Origin of the sequence: Burkholderia gladioli (genome assembly GCF_000959725.1) — a bacterium.
Lineage (GTDB): Bacteria > Pseudomonadota > Gammaproteobacteria > Burkholderiales > Burkholderiaceae > Burkholderia > Burkholderia gladioli.
This window is the reverse complement of the sequence record NZ_CP009323.1, coordinates 3,437,126-3,455,582: the sequence shown is the minus strand read 5'-3', so window position 1 is coordinate 3,455,582 and position 18,457 is coordinate 3,437,126. Positions and strand designations below refer to the sequence as shown.

Genomic DNA, 18,457 nt, shown 5'->3' with positions numbered 1-18,457 from the left:
AGAAGTCCATATAATTTAATTCTTCTGACGGACGCGGGGTGGAGCAGTCTGGCAGCTCGTCGGGCTCATAACCCGAAGGTCGTAGGTTCAAATCCTACCCCCGCAACCAAGTTGGACAGATGATGGGTCACGGCACTTGAGGCTGGTGGCCCATTTTCTTTTTCGGCGTCCCTTCCGCTATCCTCGGCGGTTCGTCCGTCGCAGCGACCGACCGGCACGAACCGCCTCGAGGACATCGCGCCGACGCGCTTCGCGGCGCCGTCCGAGCGTTCGAGAATGCCCCCGCCCGGTGATACACTCGCATCACCTTTTCGCTCCCCATCCCTATGAAATTCTGCTCAGTCTGCGGCCACGAAGTCATCTCGCGCATCCCTTCCGGCGACAACCGCGAACGCTTCGTCTGCGACCAATGCGGCACGATCCACTACCAGAATCCGCGCAACGTGGTCGGCACGGTGCCGGTGTGGGGCGATCAGGTGCTGCTGTGCCGGCGCGCGATCGAGCCGCGCCACGGCTACTGGACGCTGCCGGCGGGCTTCATGGAGATGGGCGAGACGACCTCCGAGGCCGCCGCGCGCGAGACGCTCGAGGAAGCGGGCGCGCACGTCGAGGTGCAGAACCTGTTCACGCTGCTGAACGTGCCGCACGTGCACCAGGTCCATCTGTTCTACCTGGCGCGCCTGACCGGCCCCGAGTACGAGGCCGGCGAGGAAAGCCTGGAGGTGCGCCTGTTCGACGAGTCCGAGATTCCCTGGGACGACATCGCCTTCCCGACCGTCAGCCAGACCCTGCGCCTGTTCTTCGCCGACCGCGCCGCCGGCAGCTTCGGCGTTCACACCGGCGACATCTTCCGCTCGCTGCGCAACGGCTGACGGGCGCCGCATGGTTCCCTGGCTCGCGGCCGACGATCCCTTCCCGAGCGTCGAACAGGCCCTCGGCCCCGCCAGCGGCGCACCGGGCCTGCTCGCCGCGAGCGCCGAGCTGCGGCCCGAGCGCGTGGCCGAGGCCTATCATCGCGGCATCTTCCCCTGGTATTCCGACGGCCAGCCCGTGCTGTGGTGGAGCCCCGATCCGCGCATGATCCTGGCGCCGGCCGAGTTCCGCGTCTCCGTCACGTTTCGCAAGACGCTGCGCCGCGTGCTGCGCGACACGCGCTGGGAGATCCGCGTCGACCATGATTTCCCCGCCGTGATGCGTGCCTGCGCGCAGGCACCGCGCGAAGGCCAGCGCGGCACCTGGATCACCGACGAGATCGTCGCCGCCTACAGCGCGCTGCATCGCGATGGGCACGCCCACAGCATCGAGACCTGGCACGACGGCGAACGCGTCGGCGGGCTCTATGGCGTGGCCTTCGGCACCATGTTCTTCGGCGAGTCGATGTTCGCGAAGGCCAGCGACGCCTCGAAGATCGCGCTCGCCGGCCTGGTCGCGCACCTGCTCGCGCACCAGGTGACGATGATCGACTGCCAGCAGAACACCGCACACCTGGCTTCGCTCGGCGGCCGCGAGATCGATCGCCGCGAGTTCGTCGCGCATGTGAGAGACAACGTCGGCCGCGAGCCGATCCCCTGGCGCTTCGACAAGCAGGTGCTCACGCGACTGACCGGCTCCGCCGCCCAGGACTGACCCGCCGCGCGCAACGCGCGAGTTCGGCCGCCGCCCCGATCTATTAACGTTCCCGCCTCGCGCCGTCGCACTACAGCGCAACAGGCGCCGGACACCGCCCGCAACCCGCAGCAAGCCTGCTCGCGACAATGCCGCCGAAGCCCGCGCCGCCCCCTCCTCACGGCGGTATTTTTCATGTTACCTTTGTCGTCATCCGACCGGCCGGCGCTCGCCGAGGCCGGCACCATCCGACAAGACATCCGATGCCCACCCTGACGATTCGTCCCCCGTTCGCGCCGCGTCCCGCGTCGGTTGCCGCACGCGCCTCGCGCGTCGTGAGCCGCCGCGCCGGGCCCGCCTGCGGGATCCGTTCGGGCCCGGCTCGGCACGCACTGCGGTCCGGCGATCTGCGCCGGGCCCGCTGACGCGAACCTCCGCCTCGAGAGCTGCCCATGACTCATCCCACCGAGTTGCCGCTTTCACCGCTTTCGGCCCTGCAGTTCTATGCAACGGCGCCCTACCCCTGCAGTTATCTCGATGGCCGCGTGGCCCGCTCGCAGGTCGCCACGCCCAGCCACCTGATCAATTCCGACATCTACACCGAACTCGTCAAGGCCGGCTTTCGCCGCTCGGGCGTGTTCACCTATCGCCCCTACTGCGACGGCTGCCGCGCCTGCATCCCGGTGCGCGTGCCGGTCGACGCCTTCGAGCCGAATCGCACCCAGCGCAAGATGTGGAGCCGGCATCGCGGCCTGGTGGCGACCGTCTCGCCGCTGCACTACGACGAGGAACACTACGCGCTCTACATGCGCTACCAGTCGGCGCGGCACGCGGGCGGCGGCATGGATCGCGACAGTCGCGACCAGTACGAGCAGTTCCTGCTGCAGAGCCGGATCAATTCGCGGCTGGTCGAATTCCGCGACGCGAGCCCCGCCGAGACGGCGGACCGCGACGGCCAGCCGGCCGACGCGCCCGGCACGCTGCGCATGATCAGCATGATCGACATCCTCGGCGACGGGCTGTCCTCGGTCTACACCTTCTTCGAGCCGGAAGACCCGCGCCGCAGCTACGGCACCTACAACATCCTCTGGCAGATCGAGCAGGCACGCAGCCTGCGCCTGCCCTACGTCTATCTCGGCTACTGGATCCGCGAGAGCCAGAAGATGGCCTACAAGGCGAACTTCCGTCCGCTCGAGGGCCTGGTCGACGGGCGCTGGCGGGCGCTCGATCCGGCCACCGTGAACCTGCCCCCCGTCGACGCGGCGCTGGCCCGCGCGCCCTTGCCCGGCGGCATCGGCGGCCAGCGCTGAGGCATGGGCTGGCCGAACGCCGGTCGCGTTCGGTTAAAATGCCGGGTTATCCATTTTCAGGCCCCGGCCCCCTCGTCGTGTTCAGTTCCCTTTATCCGCTCGCCCGCGCGTCCCTGTTCAAGATGGACGCCGAAGATGCCCACCACCTGACGCTGCGCATGCTCGGCGCCGCCGGCCGCACCGGCCTCGCGAGCCTGCTCGCGCCCAGCGTGCCGGACGTGCCGCGCACCGTGATGGGCCTCACGTTCCGCAACCCGGTCGGGCTCGCGGCGGGACTCGACAAGGACGGCGCCTGCATCGACGGCCTGGCCGCGCTCGGTTTCGGCTTCATCGAGGTCGGCACGGTCACGCCGCGCGCGCAGCCGGGCAATCCGCGCCCGCGCATCTTCCGCCTGCCCGAGGCGAACGCGGTGATCAACCGGATGGGCTTCAACAACCACGGTGTCGACCAGTTCGTGAAGAACGTGCAGGCGGCCCGCTATCGCGGCGTGCTGGGCCTGAACATCGGCAAGAACGCCGATACGCCGATCGAGCGCGCGGCCGAGGACTATCTCTACTGCCTCGAGCGCGTCTATCCGTTCGCGAGCTACGTGACGATCAACATCTCCTCGCCGAACACCAAGAACCTGCGCCAGTTGCAGGGCACCAACGAGCTCGACGCGCTGCTCGCCGCGCTCAAGGACAAGCAGGCGCGCCTGGCCGACCTGCACGGCAAGCTGGTGCCGCTCGCGCTGAAGATCGCCCCCGATCTCGACGACGAGCAGGTCAAGGAAATCGCCGCGCTGCTGCTGCGCCACCGGATCGAGGCGGTGATCGCCACCAACACCACGCTCTCGCGCAGCGCCGTGCAGGGCCTGCCGCATGCCGAGGAAACCGGCGGCCTGTCGGGCCGCCCGGTGTTCGAGGCGTCCAACGAGGTGATCCGCAAGCTGCACGCCGAACTCGGCGCGGCGGTGCCGATCATTGGGGTTGGCGGCATCTTTTCGGGCGAGGACGCGCGTGCGAAACTCGCCGCCGGTGCCGCGCTGGTGCAGCTCTACACGGGCTTCATCTATCGTGGCCCGCCGCTGGTGGCCGATTGCGTGAAGGCGATCGCGCGCGGCTGAAACCGGTTATATAGAAATAGACAAACGATAGTTAGACATCGATTGCCTCGTCGCTATGATGCCTGCCTGTCGTCAACGCCCGCTGCGGGCATTACAGGGTAAAGAATGAAGATTGTGTCGCTGAAGAAGCTCCTGACCGCCGCCCTGATCGGCGCCTCGTTCGTCGCCGCCACCTCCCACGCGGCCGACCTGCTCGACGAGGCCAAGCAGCGCGGCACGCTGCGCATCGGCCTGGAGGGCACCTTCCCGCCGTTCAACTCGAAGGCGCCGTCGGGCGAGCTGGTCGGCTACGACGTCGACATCGCCAAGGCCGTGGCCGCCAAGCTCGGCCTCAAGCCGGAATTCGTCACCACCGAATGGAGCGGCATCATCGCCGGCCTGCAGGCGGGCAAGTTCGACGTGATCGTGAACCAGGTGGGCGTGACCGACAAGCGCAAGGAAGTGCTGGACTTCTCGCCGGCCTATACCTACTCGGCCGCGCAGCTGATCCAGCGCAAGGACGACACGCGCAACTTCAAGTCGCTCGACGATCTGAAGGGCAAGAAGCTCGGCGTGGGCCTCGGCACCAACTACATGGACATGGCCAAGTCGGTACCCGGCATCGACGTCAAGACCTACCCGGGCGCGCCCGAGTACCTGCGCGACCTGGCCGCTGGCCGCCTGGACGCGGCGCTCAACGACCGCCTGATGCTGGCCTACCTGCTGAAGAACTCGCAGCTGCCGCTGCGCACCGGCGCGACGCTGGAAGCCGGCCAGCCTTCGGCGATCCCGTTCAAGAAGGGCAATCCGAAGTTCGCCAAGGCGATCGACGACGCGATGACCCAGCTCGAGGCCGACGGCACCTTCACGAAGATCTCGGACAAGTGGTTCGGCATCGACGTCTCGAAGCCGCTCAAGTAAAGCGGCACGCGTGACGACGAAGGGCGGCATCGGTGACGATGCCGCCCTTCGTTTTGTTTCCGCTCGGTTTATTATTGCGCTTTTCGCGCCCGCCCCAACCGCCCCACATGTCGATCCCATCCCTGCTCGTCGATTCGCTGCCCGTGCTTGCGCAGGGCGCGGTCCTGACCGTCAAGTTCGCCGTCCTGTCGATGGTGTTCGGCCTCGTCCTCGCCATGGTGCTGGCGCTGATGGGCATCGCCCGCAACCGCGTGCTGAACGCGATCGCGCGCGTCTACGTGAGCCTGATGCGCGGCACGCCGCTGCTGGTGCAGATCTTCGTGATCTACTACGGCCTGCCGAGCCTGGGCATCTCGCTCGATCCGACGCCGGCCGGCGTGATCGCGCTGTCGGCCAACGTCGCGGCCTACATGTCCGAAAGCATGCGTGGCGCGATCCTCGGCATCGAGAGCGGCCAGTGGCTCGCCTCGTACAGCCTGGGCCTGTCCTGGGGGCAGACGCTGCGCTACGTGATCGGCCCGCAGGCGCTGCGCATCGCCGTGCCGAGCCTGTCGAACAGCCTGATCAGCCTGATCAAGGACACCTCGCTGGTATCGGTGATCACCGTCACCGAGCTGCTGCGCAGCGCCCAGGAAATCATCGCCTCGACCTACCAGCCGCTGCCGCTCTACCTGGCCGCGGCTGCCGTCTACTGGGTGCTCTGCCAGGTGCTCGAATGGGTGCAGCGCTGGTGGGAACGCCGGCTCGCCCTGCCGACTCGCCACTGAAGTCGCGCGAGCGAGCCGGGCTCGCTCGCCCCTTCGTTCACCCTCTCGCTCAAGCCGCGCCGGAATCCCGGTCCGCCGCGAAACGCACGCCGAGCGCCGCGCGCGCGGCATCGGTCATCGCGATCATGCGACGCGAATGCGCGTGCGTCATCACCGGGCTTTCGGTCAGCCCCTCGCGCAGCAGCGCGCAGAAGTGCTCGGTCTCGTAGTTGAGGCCGCCGCCCGAAAACGGCTCGTCGAGCTCGACCACCCGGCCGTCGACATAGCGGATCGTCGCCTTGGCCGGGTTCCACCAATTCTCGTGGATCGTCACGGTGCCGCCCTCGGCGGCCAGCAGCGCGTCGCCGCGCCCCGCAAGGTCCAGCCCGCAGAACAATTGCGCGATGCCATGCTCGTGGCGGCTGTTCAGGCTCGCGAACAGGTCGACGCCGGTCGCGCCGAGCCGGCCCAGCGTCTGCACCTCGAGCGGCTCGCCGAGCCAGTCGACCGCCAGGAACATCTCGTAGATGCCGATATCGAGCAGCGCGCCGCCCGCGCCCTCGAAGCTGAAGCTGGGATGATCGGCCGGCACCGTCGCGATCGAGCAGCCGGCCCGCACCAGCCGGATCGGGCCGACCGGATCCTGCGCCAGGTGCTCGCGCAGGCGCCGGTACAGCGGATAGAACGGCGGCTTCATCGCCTCCATGAACAGCAGCCCGGCCGACTTCGCGGCCGCCAGCACCGCGTCGAGCTCGCGCGCGTTGACGGTGGCCGGCTTCTCGCAGAGCACGGCCTTGCCGGCCGCGAGCGCGGCCAGCGCATAGGCGGCATGGCTGTCGTTGTGAGTGGCGATGTAGATTGCGTCGAGATCGGATGCGCAGAGCGCCTCGAAACTCGCCACCGGCGAGCCGCCGAGCTCGGCGCAGAAGCCGGCGGCCGCTTCGGCGCGGCGCGCCCAGACATGGGTGAGCGTGGCGCCCGCCACGTGCTGCAGCGATTGCGCGAAGCGACGCGCGATCGCGCCGGCACCGACGATGCCGAAACGAATCGTGCGGATCGCGTGGTTCGATTGAGGGGAAGAAAGGCTCATGGGAATCGGAAGGAAGCGGGACTGCCAGACGGAACTGCCACGCCGGCCGGGCCGGCGGCGAGCCGTCATGATAACGGGCCGCCGCCTTGCACGGCAGCCCGCCTTCCTCCCGTTCCGACTCAGCCGTGCGCGCGCGCCTCGAGCGCGACGCCGGCCGGCGCCTCGGTGGTCATGTCGATCAGCTCGCGCGAGGCGCTTTCCGCCGCGCGCGCGTCACGCTGCTCGATCGCGCTGACGATGCGCCCGTGCAGTTCCAGCAAGCGATCGTGCGCGCCCTCGTGGGCCGCCACCTGCTGGCGCACCAGCCGCAAGGCACCGACGATGATCGCGCTCATCTGCTGATAGAACTGGTTGCCGCTGGCGTGGACGATGCGGGCATGCAGCCGCTCGTCGGCCTCGTCGTAACCGGCCTCGCCCGCCTGCAGCGAGCGGAAGGCCTCGAAGGCCTCGCGAATGCCGGCGATCTCGGCCGCATTGGCACGCTCGGCCGCCTGCCCGGCCGCGCGCGGTTCGATCAGCATGCGGAACTCGAGCACGTCGCGCATGAACTGCGGATCGGGCTTGGCGCGAAAGCGCCAGTCCACCACGTCCTCGTCGATCATGCGCCAGTCGCGCATCGGCCGCACCCGCGTGCCGACCTTGGGCCGCACGTCGAGCATGTCGCGCGCGAGCAGCATCGAGAGCGCTTCCCGCATCACCGTCCGGCTGACGTCGAAATCCTTCGACAGCACGTCCTGCGGCGGCAGGATTCCGCCGTACTTGTCCTCCACTATCCCTGTCACGAGCCCGTCCATGACCTTGCTGACGAGCGACCTTTCTTTGTCTTTTGGCTGTTCCATACGAGACCTCCCCGTTACGACGTATCTGTGTTGGCGTGCTGCCCCCGCAGTCCGGCCCGGCCCCATTTACTCTCTCGATCAAAAACTGCTCGCGAATCCGATTGTTCTTATGTTCGATACGTTGCTGAGTTCGCGATCACAACGCTATCTGGTAAACACCTGACAGGGTAATCCCTCTTACGATTTCGATTAGACATCCTATAGCAAAAAAAAGCCCGACAGGCCTGGAAAAGGCCGTCGGGCGATTTATCAGGATCGCAAAACGTTTGCGGGTTTCAGGGCGCCGGCGATTCGTTGTTTTGTGGAATCGCGCCGCGCCCCGAGGTTTTTAAATCCCTGTTTAACGCGAGCGGTAATCGATCGTTTCCACGCCGGTTTCGCCGCCGAGCAGGCAGAGGTCGGCGCCGCGCTCGGCGAACAGGCCCACCGTCACCACGCCGGGCCAGCCGTTGATGGTCGCCTCCAGCGCGCGGGGCTCGCTGATCGCGAGGCCCTTCACGTCGAGGATCTCGTTGCCGTTGTCGGTCAGGAACGGCGCGCCGTCCTTCGTCACGCGCAGCACCGGCACGCCGCCGAGCGCCGTCAGGCGGCGGCCGATCGCGGTGCGCGCCATCGGCACCACCTCGACCGGCAGCGGGAAGGCACCGAGCGTGGCCACCCGCTTGCTGGCGTCGGCGATGCACACGAAGGTTTCAGATACCGAGGCAACGATCTTCTCGCGCGTCAGCGCCCCGCCGCCGCCCTTGATCATCGCGCCGCTCGCGTCGATCTCGTCGGCGCCGTCCACATACACCTGCAGGCCCTCGATCTCGTTCAGGTCGAACACGCGGATGCCGTGCGATTCCAGGCGCTGCGTGGTGGCGATCGAGCTCGACACGGCACCGCGGTAGCGCGTCTTGATCGCGGCCAGGGCGTCGATGAAGCAGTTCGCGGTGGAACCGGTGCCGACACCGATCACCGAGCCTTCCGGCACGTTTTCCAGCACGTAATCGGCGGCGGCCTGGCCGACCAGGCGTTTGAGTTCGTCTTGAGTCATGGGGAGGTAAAGCGCTGATTGCGAAAAGACGCGAGTTTACCGGAGTCGTCCGACGCGGCGTCGATTTTCGTCCGCCGCGCGGCATCGGCGCGACAGGCACGGCAGCCCGCTGCTCGCGCTACCTTGAATCAGGGCGCCTCGGGTTCGACGCCGGCCGGCGCGGATGCCGGTGCCGACGCGGGGGGCGTGATGCCGGCCGAGGGTGCCGCGCCGGGAAAATACTTGTCGAGCAGGGCCTGCGCGATCGCATCGGTCTGCGCGTCCGGGTTGCCCGAATAGTCGGCCGGACGGAAATGCATCTGGAAGGCCGCGAACACGCGCCGCGTGCGCGCGTCGAGCACGCCGTCGGTGGCCACCTCGTAGCCGTAGCGCGCCAGCTTCAGTTGCAGGCCGCGCACGTCGACCGGGTCGCCCGGCGCACGCCCGGCCATCCTGGCCGCCACGGTCGCGTCGTCGGGCCAGGCGCCGATGCCGGCGCGCGCCAGCGCCTGCCACGGGAAGGCCGGGCCCGGATCGATCTTGCGCTGCGGGGCGATGTCGCTATGGGCGACCACGCGCGTGGGCGGGATGCCATAGCGCGTGACGATGTCCTTCGCCAGCTTCACCACGGCCTCGATCTGGTCCGGCGCATAAGGCTGCCAATGACGATTGGTCGGTGCGTCGAGCGGGCCGGCGTTGACGATCTCGATGCCGATCGAGGCCGCGTTGAGTTCGGTGGTGCCCTGCCAGTCGCTGACGCCAGCATGCCAGGCGCGCTGGTTCTCGGGCACCAGTTGCAGCACCACCGGCTCGCCGTTGCGGCGCGGCGGATGGCTCGGCACCAGGTAGTGCGCGCTGACCTCGTTGTGGGTCAGCACGAACAACGCGCGCTGGTCGTCCGACTCCGTGTAGTGCAGCACCAGGAAGCGCACGCGCGAATCGGTGCCGCGCGCCGGGTGGCTCGTATCGGCGACGTAACCATCGCGATCGACCAGCGTCGGCGAGGCGCAGGCGGCGAGCAAGGCAGCCGCGCAGCCGAACACCAGCACCCGCGAGGCGAATGCGGCCGGCGCGCCGGCCACGCGAGCGAGCCGCGCCACCGTGGCGATCGGGGCAGGCGATTTCATCATCGCGCGCGCTCCTCGCCGCCGTGCCTACTTCGCGAGCGCCGCGCGACGCTGGCGCACCGCCTCGTACAGACACACGCCGCTGGCCACCGAGACGTTCAGGCTCTCGACGCTACCGGCCATCGGGATGTTCATCACGTCGTCGCAGGTGTCGCGCGTGAGACGGCGCATGCCCTCGCCCTCGGCGCCCATCACCAGCGCGACCGGGCCGTCCAGCTTGGTCTCGTAGAGACTCGCGCCGGCGTCGTCGGCGGTGCCGATCACCCACACGCCGGCATCCTTGAGCTCGCGCAGCGCGCGCGCCAAGTTGGTGACGGTGATGTAGGGCACCGTGTCGGCGGCGCCGCTGGCGACCTTGGCCGCCGTCGCGTTGAGGCCGACCGCGCGGTCGCGCGGCGCGATGATGGCATGCGCGCCGGCCGCGTCGGCCACCCGCAGGCAGGCGCCGAGATTATGCGGATCGGTCACGCCGTCGAGCACCAGCAGCAGCGCCGGGCCCTGGATGCCGTCGAGCAGCTCGGCCAGGTTCTGCGCGAGCGGCAGGTCCTCGACGCGCGCCACCACGCCCTGGTGGCGCTCGGTATGCGCGAGCCCCCAGAGGCGCGTCTCGTCGGCCGCGATCAGCCGGACCCCGGCCTCCTTCGCGGTGGCGAGGAAATCGGTCATGCGGCGATCGCGCCGCGTCTGGTCGTACAAGACCTCGGCGACCGTCGACGCATCGTGGCGCAGCCGCGCGGTGACCGCGTGAAAACCGTAGAGAACCTTCAAACGTGACATGACTGGAGCTACCTTCATCTGGGCACGGCGCGCACGGCGCGCATCGCGCAATGGTAAAACGCAAGCGCCGCGTGACCGGCGGCGGGCCGGACAACGCGGCGTCTTCTGGGCTTCGGCTCGACGGGCCGGCACCTCGTGGCGCCGGCCGCGGCATCAATATTTCTTGCGCGGTCGCGCCTTCTTGGCCGGCGACTTCGAGGCCGGCCCACCGCCCTTCTTCTTCGCGGCGGGATGCGCGGGACGCGCTTCCTTGGCGGCCGGCGCGCCCGGGCTCGCGACGGGCTTCTTGCGGCGTGCCGGCAGTTCGTCCTCGCTCGCGGTGATGCCCGGCATCGCCCGCACGCGCGCGCCGCCGCGCTCGGCCGCGGCCGGCGTCGGTGCCGGCCCGCGCGGCGTCTTCACGGGTGTGTCGCGCACCAGGCGGAAGTCGATCTTGCGTGCATCGAGATCGACGCGGCTGACCTGCACGCGCACGCGATCCGAGAGCCGGTAGCGGATGCCGGTGCGCTCGCCGCGCAGCTCGTTCTTGATCTCGTCGTACTGGAAGTAGTCGGAGCCGAGCTCGGTGACGTGCACCAGCCCTTCGATGAACAGCGTGTCGAGCTGCACGAAGATGCCGAACGGCGTCACGCCGTTGACCATCCCGCCGTATTCCTCGCCGAGCTTGTCGCGCATGAAATAGCACTTGAGCCAGGCCTCGACGTCGCGCGAGGCTTCGTCGGCGCGGCGCTCGTTGGCCGAGCAATGCAGGCCGAGTTCTTCCCAGATCGCGTTGTTGCTGCGGGTGCGATTGCGCGCGGCGTCGTCGTCCTTCTGCATCGCGCGGGCTCGCGGCGAGATCGCCGTGTTCAGCTCGACGCCCTCGGGCGCCTTGGGCGTGTACTTCTGGCCCGACAGGATCGCGTAGATCGCGCGGTGCGTGAGCAGGTCGGGATAGCGGCGGATCGGGCTCGTGAAATGCGCGTAGGCATCGTAGGCGAGACCGAAGTGGCCGATATTGTCCGGGCTGTAGACGGCCTGCTGCATCGAGCGCAGCAGCATCGGCTGCAGCATCTGCGCATCGGGCCGGTCGCGGATCTTCGCCATCAGCGCGGCATAGTCGCTGGCGTGCGGGGTATCGCCGCCGCCCAGCGTGAGCCCCATGCCGCGCAGGAAGGAACGCAGGTTCTCGAGCTTCTCGGCGGTCGGGCCCGCGTGGATGCGGTACAGGCCCGGCTGCTTGTGACGCTTCATGAAGTCGGCCGCGCAGACGTTGGCGGCCAGCATGCATTCCTCGATCAGCTTGTGCGCGTCGTTGCGCTGGCGCGGCAGGATCTGCTCGATCTTGCCCTGCGCATTGCAGACGATGTAGGTCTCGGTGGTGTCGAAGTCGATCGCACCGCGCTTCTGGCGTGCCGCGAACAGCGCCTTGAACACGCCGTAGAGATTCTGCAGGTAGGGCAGCAGCTCGGCGCGGCGCGCGGCCTCGGGGCCCTTGGTGTTGCCGAGCACGGCCGCCACTTCGGTGTAGGTGAGCCGCGCGGCCGAGTGGATCACGGCCGGGTAGAACTGGTAGCCCTTCACCTCGCCGCGCGCGGTCACCACCATGTCGCAAACCAGGGTGCAGCGGTCCACCGCCGGGTTCAGCGAACACAGGCCGTTGGACAGCTTCTCGGGCAGCATCGGGATCACGCGGCGCGGGAAGTACACCGAGGTGCTGCGCTCCAGCGCGTCGACGTCGAGCGCCTCGCCCGGCTTCACGTAGTGCGAGACGTCGGCGATGGCGACGATCAGGCGGTAGCCATCGCCGCGGCCGACCTTCATCGGCTCGCAGTAGACGGCATCGTCGAAGTCGCGCGCGTCCTCGCCGTCGATCGTGACCAGCGGCACGTCGCGCAGGTCCACGCGGTAGCGCAGGTCGATCGGGCGAACCTTGTCGGGCAGCGCGGCCGAGGCGGCCAGGGCCGCCGGGCTGAACTCGTGCGGCACGCCGTACTTGCGCACCGCGATCTCGATCTCCATGCCGGGATCGTCGATATCGCCGAGCACCTCGGTCACGCGGCCGAGCGGCTGCGAATGACGGCTGGGGAAATCGGTCAACTCGACCACCACCACCTGGCCGACCTTGGCCTTCTTGGCGTTCTGCGAGATCAGGATGTCGTGGCCGATCCGCTTGTCCTCGGGGGCCACGATCAGCGCGCCGTTCTCGTTGAGCAGGCGGCCGATCACGCGCTTGTTGGCGCGATCGGTGACCTCGACCACATGCCCTTCCGGGCGGCCGCGACGGTCGTAGCCGACGATCCGCGCGAGCACGCGATCGTTGTGCATGACCTTCTGCATCTCGCCGCTGGGCAGGAACAGGTCGTCCTGGCCGTCGTCGCGGATCAGGAAGCCGTAGCCGTCGCGATGGCCCTGCACGCGGCCCGCGACGAAGTTCGAAGGATGGGTCAGTTGATAATGCCCGCGCTTGTCGAGCCGGATCTGGCCGTCGCGTTCCATGGCGGCGACGCGCCGGAAGAAACCCTCGCGTTCCTGGCGCTTGATCGACAGCGCCTCGGCGATGTCGTTCGCGGCCAGCGGTGCGTCGCTCGTACGCAGCACGCCGAGAATTTCCTCGCGGCTCGGAATGGGATACGGATACTTGCTCAAGGGCTTGTCGATGGTTGTTCTCGTTGCGTGGACTTACCTGTCCGGTTCGAACGATCGGACGCCAGGTTGCGGGCCATTCTATCACCCGTGGCCGCGCCAAAAACCGCGAAGCGCGGACGGCCCGCCGCGAGCGGCCCGTCCGGCGCGGTGATGCAAAAACTTGTTGACACGCCCATTCATCATGCTAAGATTGCGGTCTTGCTTGATGCAGCTTGTGCCCAGGTGGCGGAATTGGTAGACGCACTAGGTTCAGGTCCTAGCGGTGGCAACACCGTGGAGGTTCGAGTCCTCTCCTGGGCACCACAAGTTCTAAAAAGGTCGGCTTTATGCCGGCCTTTTTTCATTTCAAGCCCAGGAAGCAAAGCGCCTGCGCGCTTTGCGGGAGGACTCGAAAGGCCTGGCTTGCAAGCCAGGCCGGGGTCGCGCCGGCGTGACCGAGTCCTCTCCTGGGCACCACAAGTTCTAAAAAGGTCGGCTTTATGCCGGCCTTTTTTCATTTCCGGCTCGCCCTCGCGCCCTACCGCTCCCACACTCCCGAGCACCCGCGCCGATGGCTCGCCATCAGATGCGTATCCACGATCCCCGTCGCCTCCATCAGCGCGAACATGGTGGTCGGCCCGACGAACACGAAACCGCGCTTGCGCAGCCCCTTGCTCAGCGCCTCCGATTCGGGCGACGTGGTCGGAATCTCGTCCACCGTGCGCGGCTCGGGCGTCTTGTCCGGCCGGAACGACCAGATGAACTCGGCCAGGCCGCCCTCCTCGCGCAGGCGGATCGTCGCCGCCGCGTTGTTGATCGCCGCGAGGATCTTCGAGCGGTTGCGGATGATCCGCTCGTCTGCCAGCAGCCGCTCGACATCGCGCTCGCCGAAGGCAGCCACCTGCTCCGGGACGAAACCGCGAAATGCGTCGCGGAAGGCCTCGCGCTTGCGCAGGATGGTCAGCCAGGACAAGCCCGACTGGAATGCTTCCAGGCTCAGCCGCTCGAACAGGCCCTGCTCGTCGCGCACCGGCATGCCCCACTCGGTGTCGTAATAGTGCTTGAGCAGCGGATCGACCGCGGCCCAAGGCGGGCGCGCGAGTCCATCCTCGCCGACGACGACCTCGACGGGTCGGGCTGCCTGGGGTTTCGTGGCCTTCTTCGGGATCGTGCTCATCGGGCAATGACGCGGGTTTCGTTGCGGAAAAAAACAGCGCGTGACACCGGATCTCGATCCGTCGCCACGCGACTGCTCACTATCTCACACGAAACCCGCCGCGGGCGGGCGGCCCGCTCAAGTCCGCAAGCGGCGCTCAGGACGCATCGGCCTCGACCAGGTAACGCGTCAGCGCGGCCGAGGACATCTCGCGCGCCAGCCGCGCCGCCTGCCCCGACCACATGTTGCTGAAATCGGAACGCCCCGTCTTCTCGGTCACCGCGCGCAGCGGCGCCAGCGCGCCGCCGGCGGTCGGGAACGCCGGCGCCACCTTGGACATCGGGCCGATCTCGCGCATCAGCCGATTCGCGATACCGCGCGCGGGCCGCCCGGTAAACAGGTTGGTCAGCGCGGTCTCGTCCTCGCCGGCGGTACGCAGCGCATCGCGGTGGAAGGCGCTCACCTTGGCTTCGGGCGTCAGCAGATAGGCCGTGCCGACCTGCACGGCCGAGGCGCCGAGCGCGAAGGCGGCCCGCACGCCGCGCGGATCGGCGATGCCGCCGGCGGCGATCACCGGCACCGGCACCGCGTCGACGATCTGCGGCACCAGGGCCAGCGTACCGACCTGGGTCGACATGTCGTCCGAGAGGAAATTGCCGCGATGGCCGCCGGCCTCGTAGCCCATCGCGATCACCGCGTCGACGCCGCGCTCGACCAGCCAGCGCGCTTCCCTGACCGTGGTGGCCGAGGCGATCACGCGCGCGCCGGCCCGCTTGACGCGCGCCAGCAAGGCGGCTTCCGGCAGGCCGAAATGGAAGCTGACGACCTCGGGCCGATAGGCCTCCACCACCTCGCAATAGGCGGTATTGAAGGGCGCGCGCCCGGCCGACGGCACCGGCTCGGCCGGATCGAGCCCGAGCTCGACGTAGTAGCGCGCCAGCGCCGCCCGCCAAGCGAGCTGCCCGGCCGGATCCGGCGCGGGATCGGTATGCGCGAAGAAATTGAGGTTGATCGGCCGGGTGGTGGCGCCGCGAATCCGGTCGAGCGCCGCCTTCATCTGCTCGACCGACAGCATCGCGCCCGGCAGCGAGCCGAGCCCGCCCGCCTCGCTGGTGGCGATCACCATCTCGGGCGTGGTCGCCCCGGCCATCGGCGCCTGGATGATCGGCAGTTCGATGCCGAACAGGTCGAGAATTCGATTGTCTTGCCAGTTGCCCATGCTTGCGTTCTCCCTGCGGCGATGCCGCTCATCGCGCGCCGCCTGCTTCGCGAAACGCGCCGGTCGTCGACGCGCGCCATCCTACCTCAGCGGCGCGTTCGGCATCCGGCTCGCCATCTGCCGCCCGCAGCCCGCGCGCTTCGTGGTTCCGGCGCTTCGCGCCTCAAGCGTCGCCGCCGGCCTTGGCGGCGGCGCGCTGCTGCTCGCGCCATTCGGGAGTCGTGACGCCGCCCACGCCCCAACTGTCGAGCTCGACCTCGTCGATCACCACAAAGGTGGTGTGATGCGGCTTGCCCATCACCTCGAACAGCAGGTCGCTGACGCCCTTGATCAGCGCCTTCTTCTGCTCGGGCGTGGTGGCGCTGGCGCCGGGTGCGGTGCCCTCGCGGGTGACCTTGATATTGACGTACGGCATGGTGCTTCTCCTTGTTCGGATGTCCAGGACGGCGAGGGCCGGCGGTGACAACGCCGGCCCTCGCGCGGTGCTTACCAGCGGCCGGCGTGCTGGCCGCCGTCGACACTGAGCGTCTCGCCGGTCACGAAGCCGGCGCGCTCGAGGTACATCACCGCGTCGACGATCTCGGACACCTCGCCCATGCGGCCCATCGGATGCAGGTTGTCGAGGAAGGCATGGGTTTCGGCCGGATGCATCGGCGTCTTGATGATGCCGGGCGCCACCGCGTTCACGCGCACGCCGCTCTTCGCGTACTCGATCGCCAGGCCGCGCGTGACCGCGTCGAGGCCGCCCTTGGTCAGCGTGGCGAGCCCCGAGGGCGCGCCGCTGATCGCCTGGCGCACCAGCGTGGTGGTGATCTGCACGACGTGGCCGTGACGCTGCGCGAGCATCGGCTCGAGCGCCAGCTGGGTGACGTGGAAGAAGCCGCCCAGGTTCACGCTCAGCACCCGCGTGAACTCCTCGGGCGTGTATTCGGTGAACGGCTTGCCGATGAAGATGCCGGCATTGTTGATCAGCGTATCGATGCGGCCGAAGCGATCGAGCGCCGTCTTCACCACCTGCTGCGCGACCTCGCGATCGCTGATGTTGCCCGGCACCGCCACCACGCCCGCGTCGTCGCCCTGGCGGATGTTTCGCGAATTCGCGACCACCGCGTAACCCTGCCTGCGATAGGCCTCGACGATGCCGGCGCCGATGCCTTGCGATGCGCCCGTCACGATGGCGACTTTCTGTTGATTGCTCATGATTCTGCTCCACTGATTAGGTTGACTAACTACCAGGATGTCCGTTCGGGCATCCATCGCGGGTCCAGCTTCAGGCTGTCACGTGATCGTGAGCGGCCTGCCCTTCCTGAAGAATGTCAAGCGCCCGGCCAGATCGGGGCGCGCACGTCCGGCCAAGGGCGATCGGCCTGCCTCGGGCCATCCATCGCCCGCTAGCAGCACGGCATCCGGAAACGCCCGCGCCACCATCCACGCCAGGTCGTGGTCACGGCTGCCCGGCCCGCATCGACGAACGAACCAGGTCGCACCCAGCAGCACCGCTCGTGGCGCGAAGCGGTCGGCGACGTCGGTCACGCCTTCGGGCGATACCCCAACGCCCGGCAGGTACAGCAGGTCGCCCGGCCGCACCGACCCCAGCACGAATCCGATCCCCGCGTCGCCCGCGCTGCCGGCCGGCGTGGCCGTGACCAACAGGCGCGTCAGGCCATCGCGGCAGAGCGTGCCGGTCTCGTACGCTGCGAGCCCGACCGCGCCGCAGCCAAGGCATGCCGCCACCGGCTTGCTCGCGTAGACGCGTCGAGCGGCCGGCAAGCCTGCCTCGCGTTTGCCGCTCCACACGCCGCCGCCGCCGAGCAGCACCGCATCGAGCTCGCCGATGCCGGCGGCACCGGCCGCCGCGTGCCGCAGCGCCGCCGGGCCGTCTCGCCACTCGGGAATCACCAGCATCCGCATCGAATCGATCTCGATCCGGATGACGACGCCCTCGAGCGCGCTGAGCTTGGTGGTTGCGGATGGCATCGGAAGCACCGTGTTGCATGGCATGGACGCAAGCGTAAGCCGCTTGCCGCCTCCGAAAAATCCGCTATCCTCTCTCAATGGCTGAGAAAAAACGCACAGAGGTCGATTGGCAGGATGTTCGCGTGTTCCTGGCATTGGGGCGGCACGGGAGCCTGTCGGCGGCCGCCCGCGCACTGGGGGTCAACCACGCGACGATTTCGCGACGAATCCAGTCGCTGGAGGCCACGCTCGGCGAGAAGCTGGCGGAACGCCGGCCGGAAGGTTATGTGCTGACGCCGGCCGGCACGCGCGCCCTGAGCGTGGCAAGCGACATGGAGACGGCGGTGCAGACGCTGGGACGCGGCGGTACCGACGATGCGCCGAAGGGCATCGTGCGCGTGAATGCACCGCCGGCGCTCTCGCAGGCCTTCCTGACGCGCCGTCTGGCCGAGGTGCCGATCCTGTTCCCCGGGCTCGACATCGACCTGGCGACAGACCTGCGCTCGATCAGTCTCGAGCGGCACGAGGCCGACATCGCGGTGCGCATCGACAAACCCGAGGATGGCGACTTCATCGCCAAGCCGGTCGGGTCGATAGATTTCGGTTTTTATGGCACGCCGGCCGTCTGCGAGCGCGTGGAAGGCGGCGAGGCACCGATCCTGGTGGGTTTCGACGAAGCGAACAGCCATATGCCGGATGCGAGCTGGCTCGGCCAGCACTATCCGCAGGCGCGGATCGCGTTTCGCGCCAACAACCACGTCGCACAGGCCACCGCGGCCTGCGCGGGCGTCGGGCTGGCGATGCTGCCGCACTACGTGGGGCGCCAGTTGCCCGAGTTGCGCGCCTGCGCGCTGAGCCCGGTGCGGCCCTCGCGTGACATCTGGCTGCTGATCCGGCGACCGGACCGCAAGGACCTGCCGATCCGAACCGTGGTCGACTACCTGACGCGGCGCTTCGAGGAAGCGCGGGACCTGTTCGAGGCCTGAGCGGCGCCCGGCCTGCGG

18 protein-coding genes and 2 tRNA genes are annotated in these 18,457 nt (G+C 68.4%); 9 read left to right on the top strand and 11 right to left on the bottom strand.

Translation table 11 applies throughout. From position 1 onward, the window contains the following. Positions 1–32 precede the first annotated feature (32 nt). From BM43_RS32370 to BM43_RS32340, 7 genes are all read left to right on the top strand, one after another. A tRNA-Met gene (locus tag BM43_RS32370) sits at positions 33–109 on the top strand. Positions 110–326: 217 nt separating this feature from the next. After that, complete coding sequence (locus BM43_RS32365; RefSeq protein ID WP_036051719.1) at positions 327–872, top strand: NUDIX hydrolase; 546 nt, start codon at positions 327–329, stop codon at positions 870–872. A gap of 10 nt (positions 873–882) precedes the next feature. After that, complete coding sequence (aat, locus tag BM43_RS32360; protein ID WP_036051720.1) at positions 883–1,626, top strand: leucyl/phenylalanyl-tRNA--protein transferase; 744 nt, start codon at positions 883–885, stop codon at positions 1,624–1,626. Between the two features lie 431 nt (positions 1,627–2,057). Continuing rightward, positions 2,058–2,915: an arginyltransferase gene (locus BM43_RS32355; RefSeq protein ID WP_036051722.1), complete on the top strand. Its 858-nt coding sequence runs from the start codon at positions 2,058–2,060 to the stop codon at positions 2,913–2,915. Between the two features lie 77 nt (positions 2,916–2,992). Further along, positions 2,993–4,021 carry a quinone-dependent dihydroorotate dehydrogenase gene (locus tag BM43_RS32350; RefSeq protein ID WP_036051723.1) on the top strand — a complete coding sequence of 343 codons (1,029 nt, stop codon included), beginning with the start codon at positions 2,993–2,995 and terminating at the stop codon, positions 4,019–4,021. Positions 4,022–4,126: 105 nt separating this feature from the next. After that, positions 4,127–4,921, top strand: a complete 795-nt coding sequence (locus tag BM43_RS32345; RefSeq protein ID WP_013697830.1) for a cystine ABC transporter substrate-binding protein — start codon at positions 4,127–4,129, stop codon at positions 4,919–4,921. 107 nt (positions 4,922–5,028) lie between these two features. Next, the gene (locus BM43_RS32340; protein WP_036051724.1) at positions 5,029–5,688 is read left to right on the top strand and encodes an amino acid ABC transporter permease; all 660 of its coding nucleotides are present in this window, start codon (positions 5,029–5,031) and stop codon (positions 5,686–5,688) included. A gap of 49 nt (positions 5,689–5,737) precedes the next feature. On the opposite strand, the gene BM43_RS32335 is transcribed toward BM43_RS32340, so the two are convergent. From BM43_RS32335 to rnr, 6 genes are all read right to left on the bottom strand, one after another. Continuing rightward, positions 5,738–6,757 (bottom strand): Gfo/Idh/MocA family protein, encoded by a 1,020-nt coding sequence (locus tag BM43_RS32335; RefSeq protein WP_036051725.1) that lies wholly within the window; start codon positions 6,755–6,757, stop codon positions 5,738–5,740. Between the two features lie 119 nt (positions 6,758–6,876). Then, a complete protein-coding gene (locus BM43_RS32330; RefSeq protein ID WP_013697827.1) occupies positions 6,877–7,596 on the bottom strand; it encodes a FadR/GntR family transcriptional regulator in 720 nt (239 codons plus the stop codon). A gap of 340 nt (positions 7,597–7,936) precedes the next feature. Beyond that, positions 7,937–8,632, bottom strand: coding sequence for a ribose-5-phosphate isomerase RpiA (rpiA, locus tag BM43_RS32325; RefSeq protein WP_036051727.1), 696 nt, complete (start codon positions 8,630–8,632; stop codon positions 7,937–7,939). A gap of 128 nt (positions 8,633–8,760) precedes the next feature. Then, complete coding sequence (locus BM43_RS32320; RefSeq protein ID WP_230676281.1) at positions 8,761–9,741, bottom strand: N-acetylmuramoyl-L-alanine amidase; 981 nt, start codon at positions 9,739–9,741, stop codon at positions 8,761–8,763. A 24-nt stretch (positions 9,742–9,765) separates the two neighbouring features. Continuing rightward, positions 9,766–10,515, bottom strand: a complete 750-nt coding sequence (gene rlmB, locus BM43_RS32315) for a 23S rRNA (guanosine(2251)-2'-O)-methyltransferase RlmB (protein ID WP_036051729.1) — start codon at positions 10,513–10,515, stop codon at positions 9,766–9,768. Between the two features lie 153 nt (positions 10,516–10,668). Beyond that, positions 10,669–13,143, bottom strand: a complete 2,475-nt coding sequence (rnr, locus tag BM43_RS32310) for a ribonuclease R (protein WP_036051730.1) — start codon at positions 13,141–13,143, stop codon at positions 10,669–10,671. A 216-nt stretch (positions 13,144–13,359) separates the two neighbouring features. Between rnr and BM43_RS32305 the strand changes: the two genes are divergently transcribed. Beyond that, a tRNA-Leu gene (locus BM43_RS32305) sits at positions 13,360–13,446 on the top strand. 214 nt (positions 13,447–13,660) lie between these two features. On the opposite strand, the gene BM43_RS32300 is transcribed toward BM43_RS32305, so the two are convergent. The 5 genes from BM43_RS32300 to BM43_RS37700 all read right to left on the bottom strand — a co-directional run bounded on the left by BM43_RS32300 (position 13,661) and on the right by BM43_RS37700 (position 17,474). Next, positions 13,661–14,299 (bottom strand): DNA-3-methyladenine glycosylase I, encoded by a 639-nt coding sequence (locus BM43_RS32300; RefSeq protein ID WP_036051731.1) that lies wholly within the window; start codon positions 14,297–14,299, stop codon positions 13,661–13,663. Positions 14,300–14,435: 136 nt separating this feature from the next. Then, the gene (locus BM43_RS32295; protein ID WP_036051733.1) at positions 14,436–15,497 is read right to left on the bottom strand and encodes an NAD(P)H-dependent flavin oxidoreductase; all 1,062 of its coding nucleotides are present in this window, start codon (positions 15,495–15,497) and stop codon (positions 14,436–14,438) included. A 163-nt stretch (positions 15,498–15,660) separates the two neighbouring features. Continuing rightward, positions 15,661–15,912 carry a tautomerase family protein gene (locus tag BM43_RS32290; protein ID WP_036041216.1) on the bottom strand — a complete coding sequence of 84 codons (252 nt, stop codon included), beginning with the start codon at positions 15,910–15,912 and terminating at the stop codon, positions 15,661–15,663. A 71-nt stretch (positions 15,913–15,983) separates the two neighbouring features. Beyond that, a complete protein-coding gene (locus tag BM43_RS32285; protein WP_036041217.1) occupies positions 15,984–16,697 on the bottom strand; it encodes an SDR family NAD(P)-dependent oxidoreductase in 714 nt (237 codons plus the stop codon). 78 nt (positions 16,698–16,775) lie between these two features. Continuing rightward, complete coding sequence (locus BM43_RS37700; RefSeq protein ID WP_111946467.1) at positions 16,776–17,474, bottom strand: hypothetical protein; 699 nt, start codon at positions 17,472–17,474, stop codon at positions 16,776–16,778. A gap of 77 nt (positions 17,475–17,551) precedes the next feature. On the opposite strand from BM43_RS37700, the gene BM43_RS32275 reads away from it, so the two are divergent. Then, positions 17,552–18,439, top strand: coding sequence for a LysR family transcriptional regulator (locus BM43_RS32275; protein WP_036051734.1), 888 nt, complete (start codon positions 17,552–17,554; stop codon positions 18,437–18,439). The last annotated feature ends 18 nt before the right edge of the window (positions 18,440–18,457 follow it).

What these genes read in the sequence shown, in the direction of transcription:
- BM43_RS32335 (WP_036051725.1), bottom strand. Translation starts at nt 6,757, where the DNA reads ATGAGCCTTTCTTCCCCTCAATCGAACCACGCGATCCGCACGATTCGT.
- BM43_RS32330 (WP_013697827.1), bottom strand. Translation starts at nt 7,596, where the DNA reads ATGGAACAGCCAAAAGACAAAGAAAGGTCGCTCGTCAGCAAGGTCATG.
- BM43_RS32340 (WP_036051724.1), top strand. Translation starts at nt 5,029, where the DNA reads ATGTCGATCCCATCCCTGCTCGTCGATTCGCTGCCCGTGCTTGCGCAG.
- BM43_RS32320 (WP_230676281.1), bottom strand. Translation starts at nt 9,741, where the DNA reads ATGATGAAATCGCCTGCCCCGATCGCCACGGTGGCGCGGCTCGCTCGC.
- BM43_RS32295 (WP_036051733.1), bottom strand. Translation starts at nt 15,497, where the DNA reads ATGGGCAACTGGCAAGACAATCGAATTCTCGACCTGTTCGGCATCGAA.
- BM43_RS32285 (WP_036041217.1), bottom strand. Translation starts at nt 16,697, where the DNA reads ATGAGCAATCAACAGAAAGTCGCCATCGTGACGGGCGCATCGCAAGGC.
- BM43_RS32290 (WP_036041216.1), bottom strand. Translation starts at nt 15,912, where the DNA reads ATGCCGTACGTCAATATCAAGGTCACCCGCGAGGGCACCGCACCCGGC.
- BM43_RS32345 (WP_013697830.1), top strand. Translation starts at nt 4,127, where the DNA reads ATGAAGATTGTGTCGCTGAAGAAGCTCCTGACCGCCGCCCTGATCGGC.
- BM43_RS32355 (WP_036051722.1), top strand. Translation starts at nt 2,058, where the DNA reads ATGACTCATCCCACCGAGTTGCCGCTTTCACCGCTTTCGGCCCTGCAG.
- rlmB (WP_036051729.1), bottom strand. Translation starts at nt 10,515, where the DNA reads ATGTCACGTTTGAAGGTTCTCTACGGTTTTCACGCGGTCACCGCGCGG.
- BM43_RS37700 (WP_111946467.1), bottom strand. Translation starts at nt 17,474, where the DNA reads ATGCCATCCGCAACCACCAAGCTCAGCGCGCTCGAGGGCGTCGTCATC.
- BM43_RS32300 (WP_036051731.1), bottom strand. Translation starts at nt 14,299, where the DNA reads ATGAGCACGATCCCGAAGAAGGCCACGAAACCCCAGGCAGCCCGACCC.
- BM43_RS32365 (WP_036051719.1), top strand. Translation starts at nt 327, where the DNA reads ATGAAATTCTGCTCAGTCTGCGGCCACGAAGTCATCTCGCGCATCCCT.
- BM43_RS32275 (WP_036051734.1), top strand. Translation starts at nt 17,552, where the DNA reads ATGGCTGAGAAAAAACGCACAGAGGTCGATTGGCAGGATGTTCGCGTG.
- aat (WP_036051720.1), top strand. Translation starts at nt 883, where the DNA reads ATGGTTCCCTGGCTCGCGGCCGACGATCCCTTCCCGAGCGTCGAACAG.
- rpiA (WP_036051727.1), bottom strand. Translation starts at nt 8,632, where the DNA reads ATGACTCAAGACGAACTCAAACGCCTGGTCGGCCAGGCCGCCGCCGAT.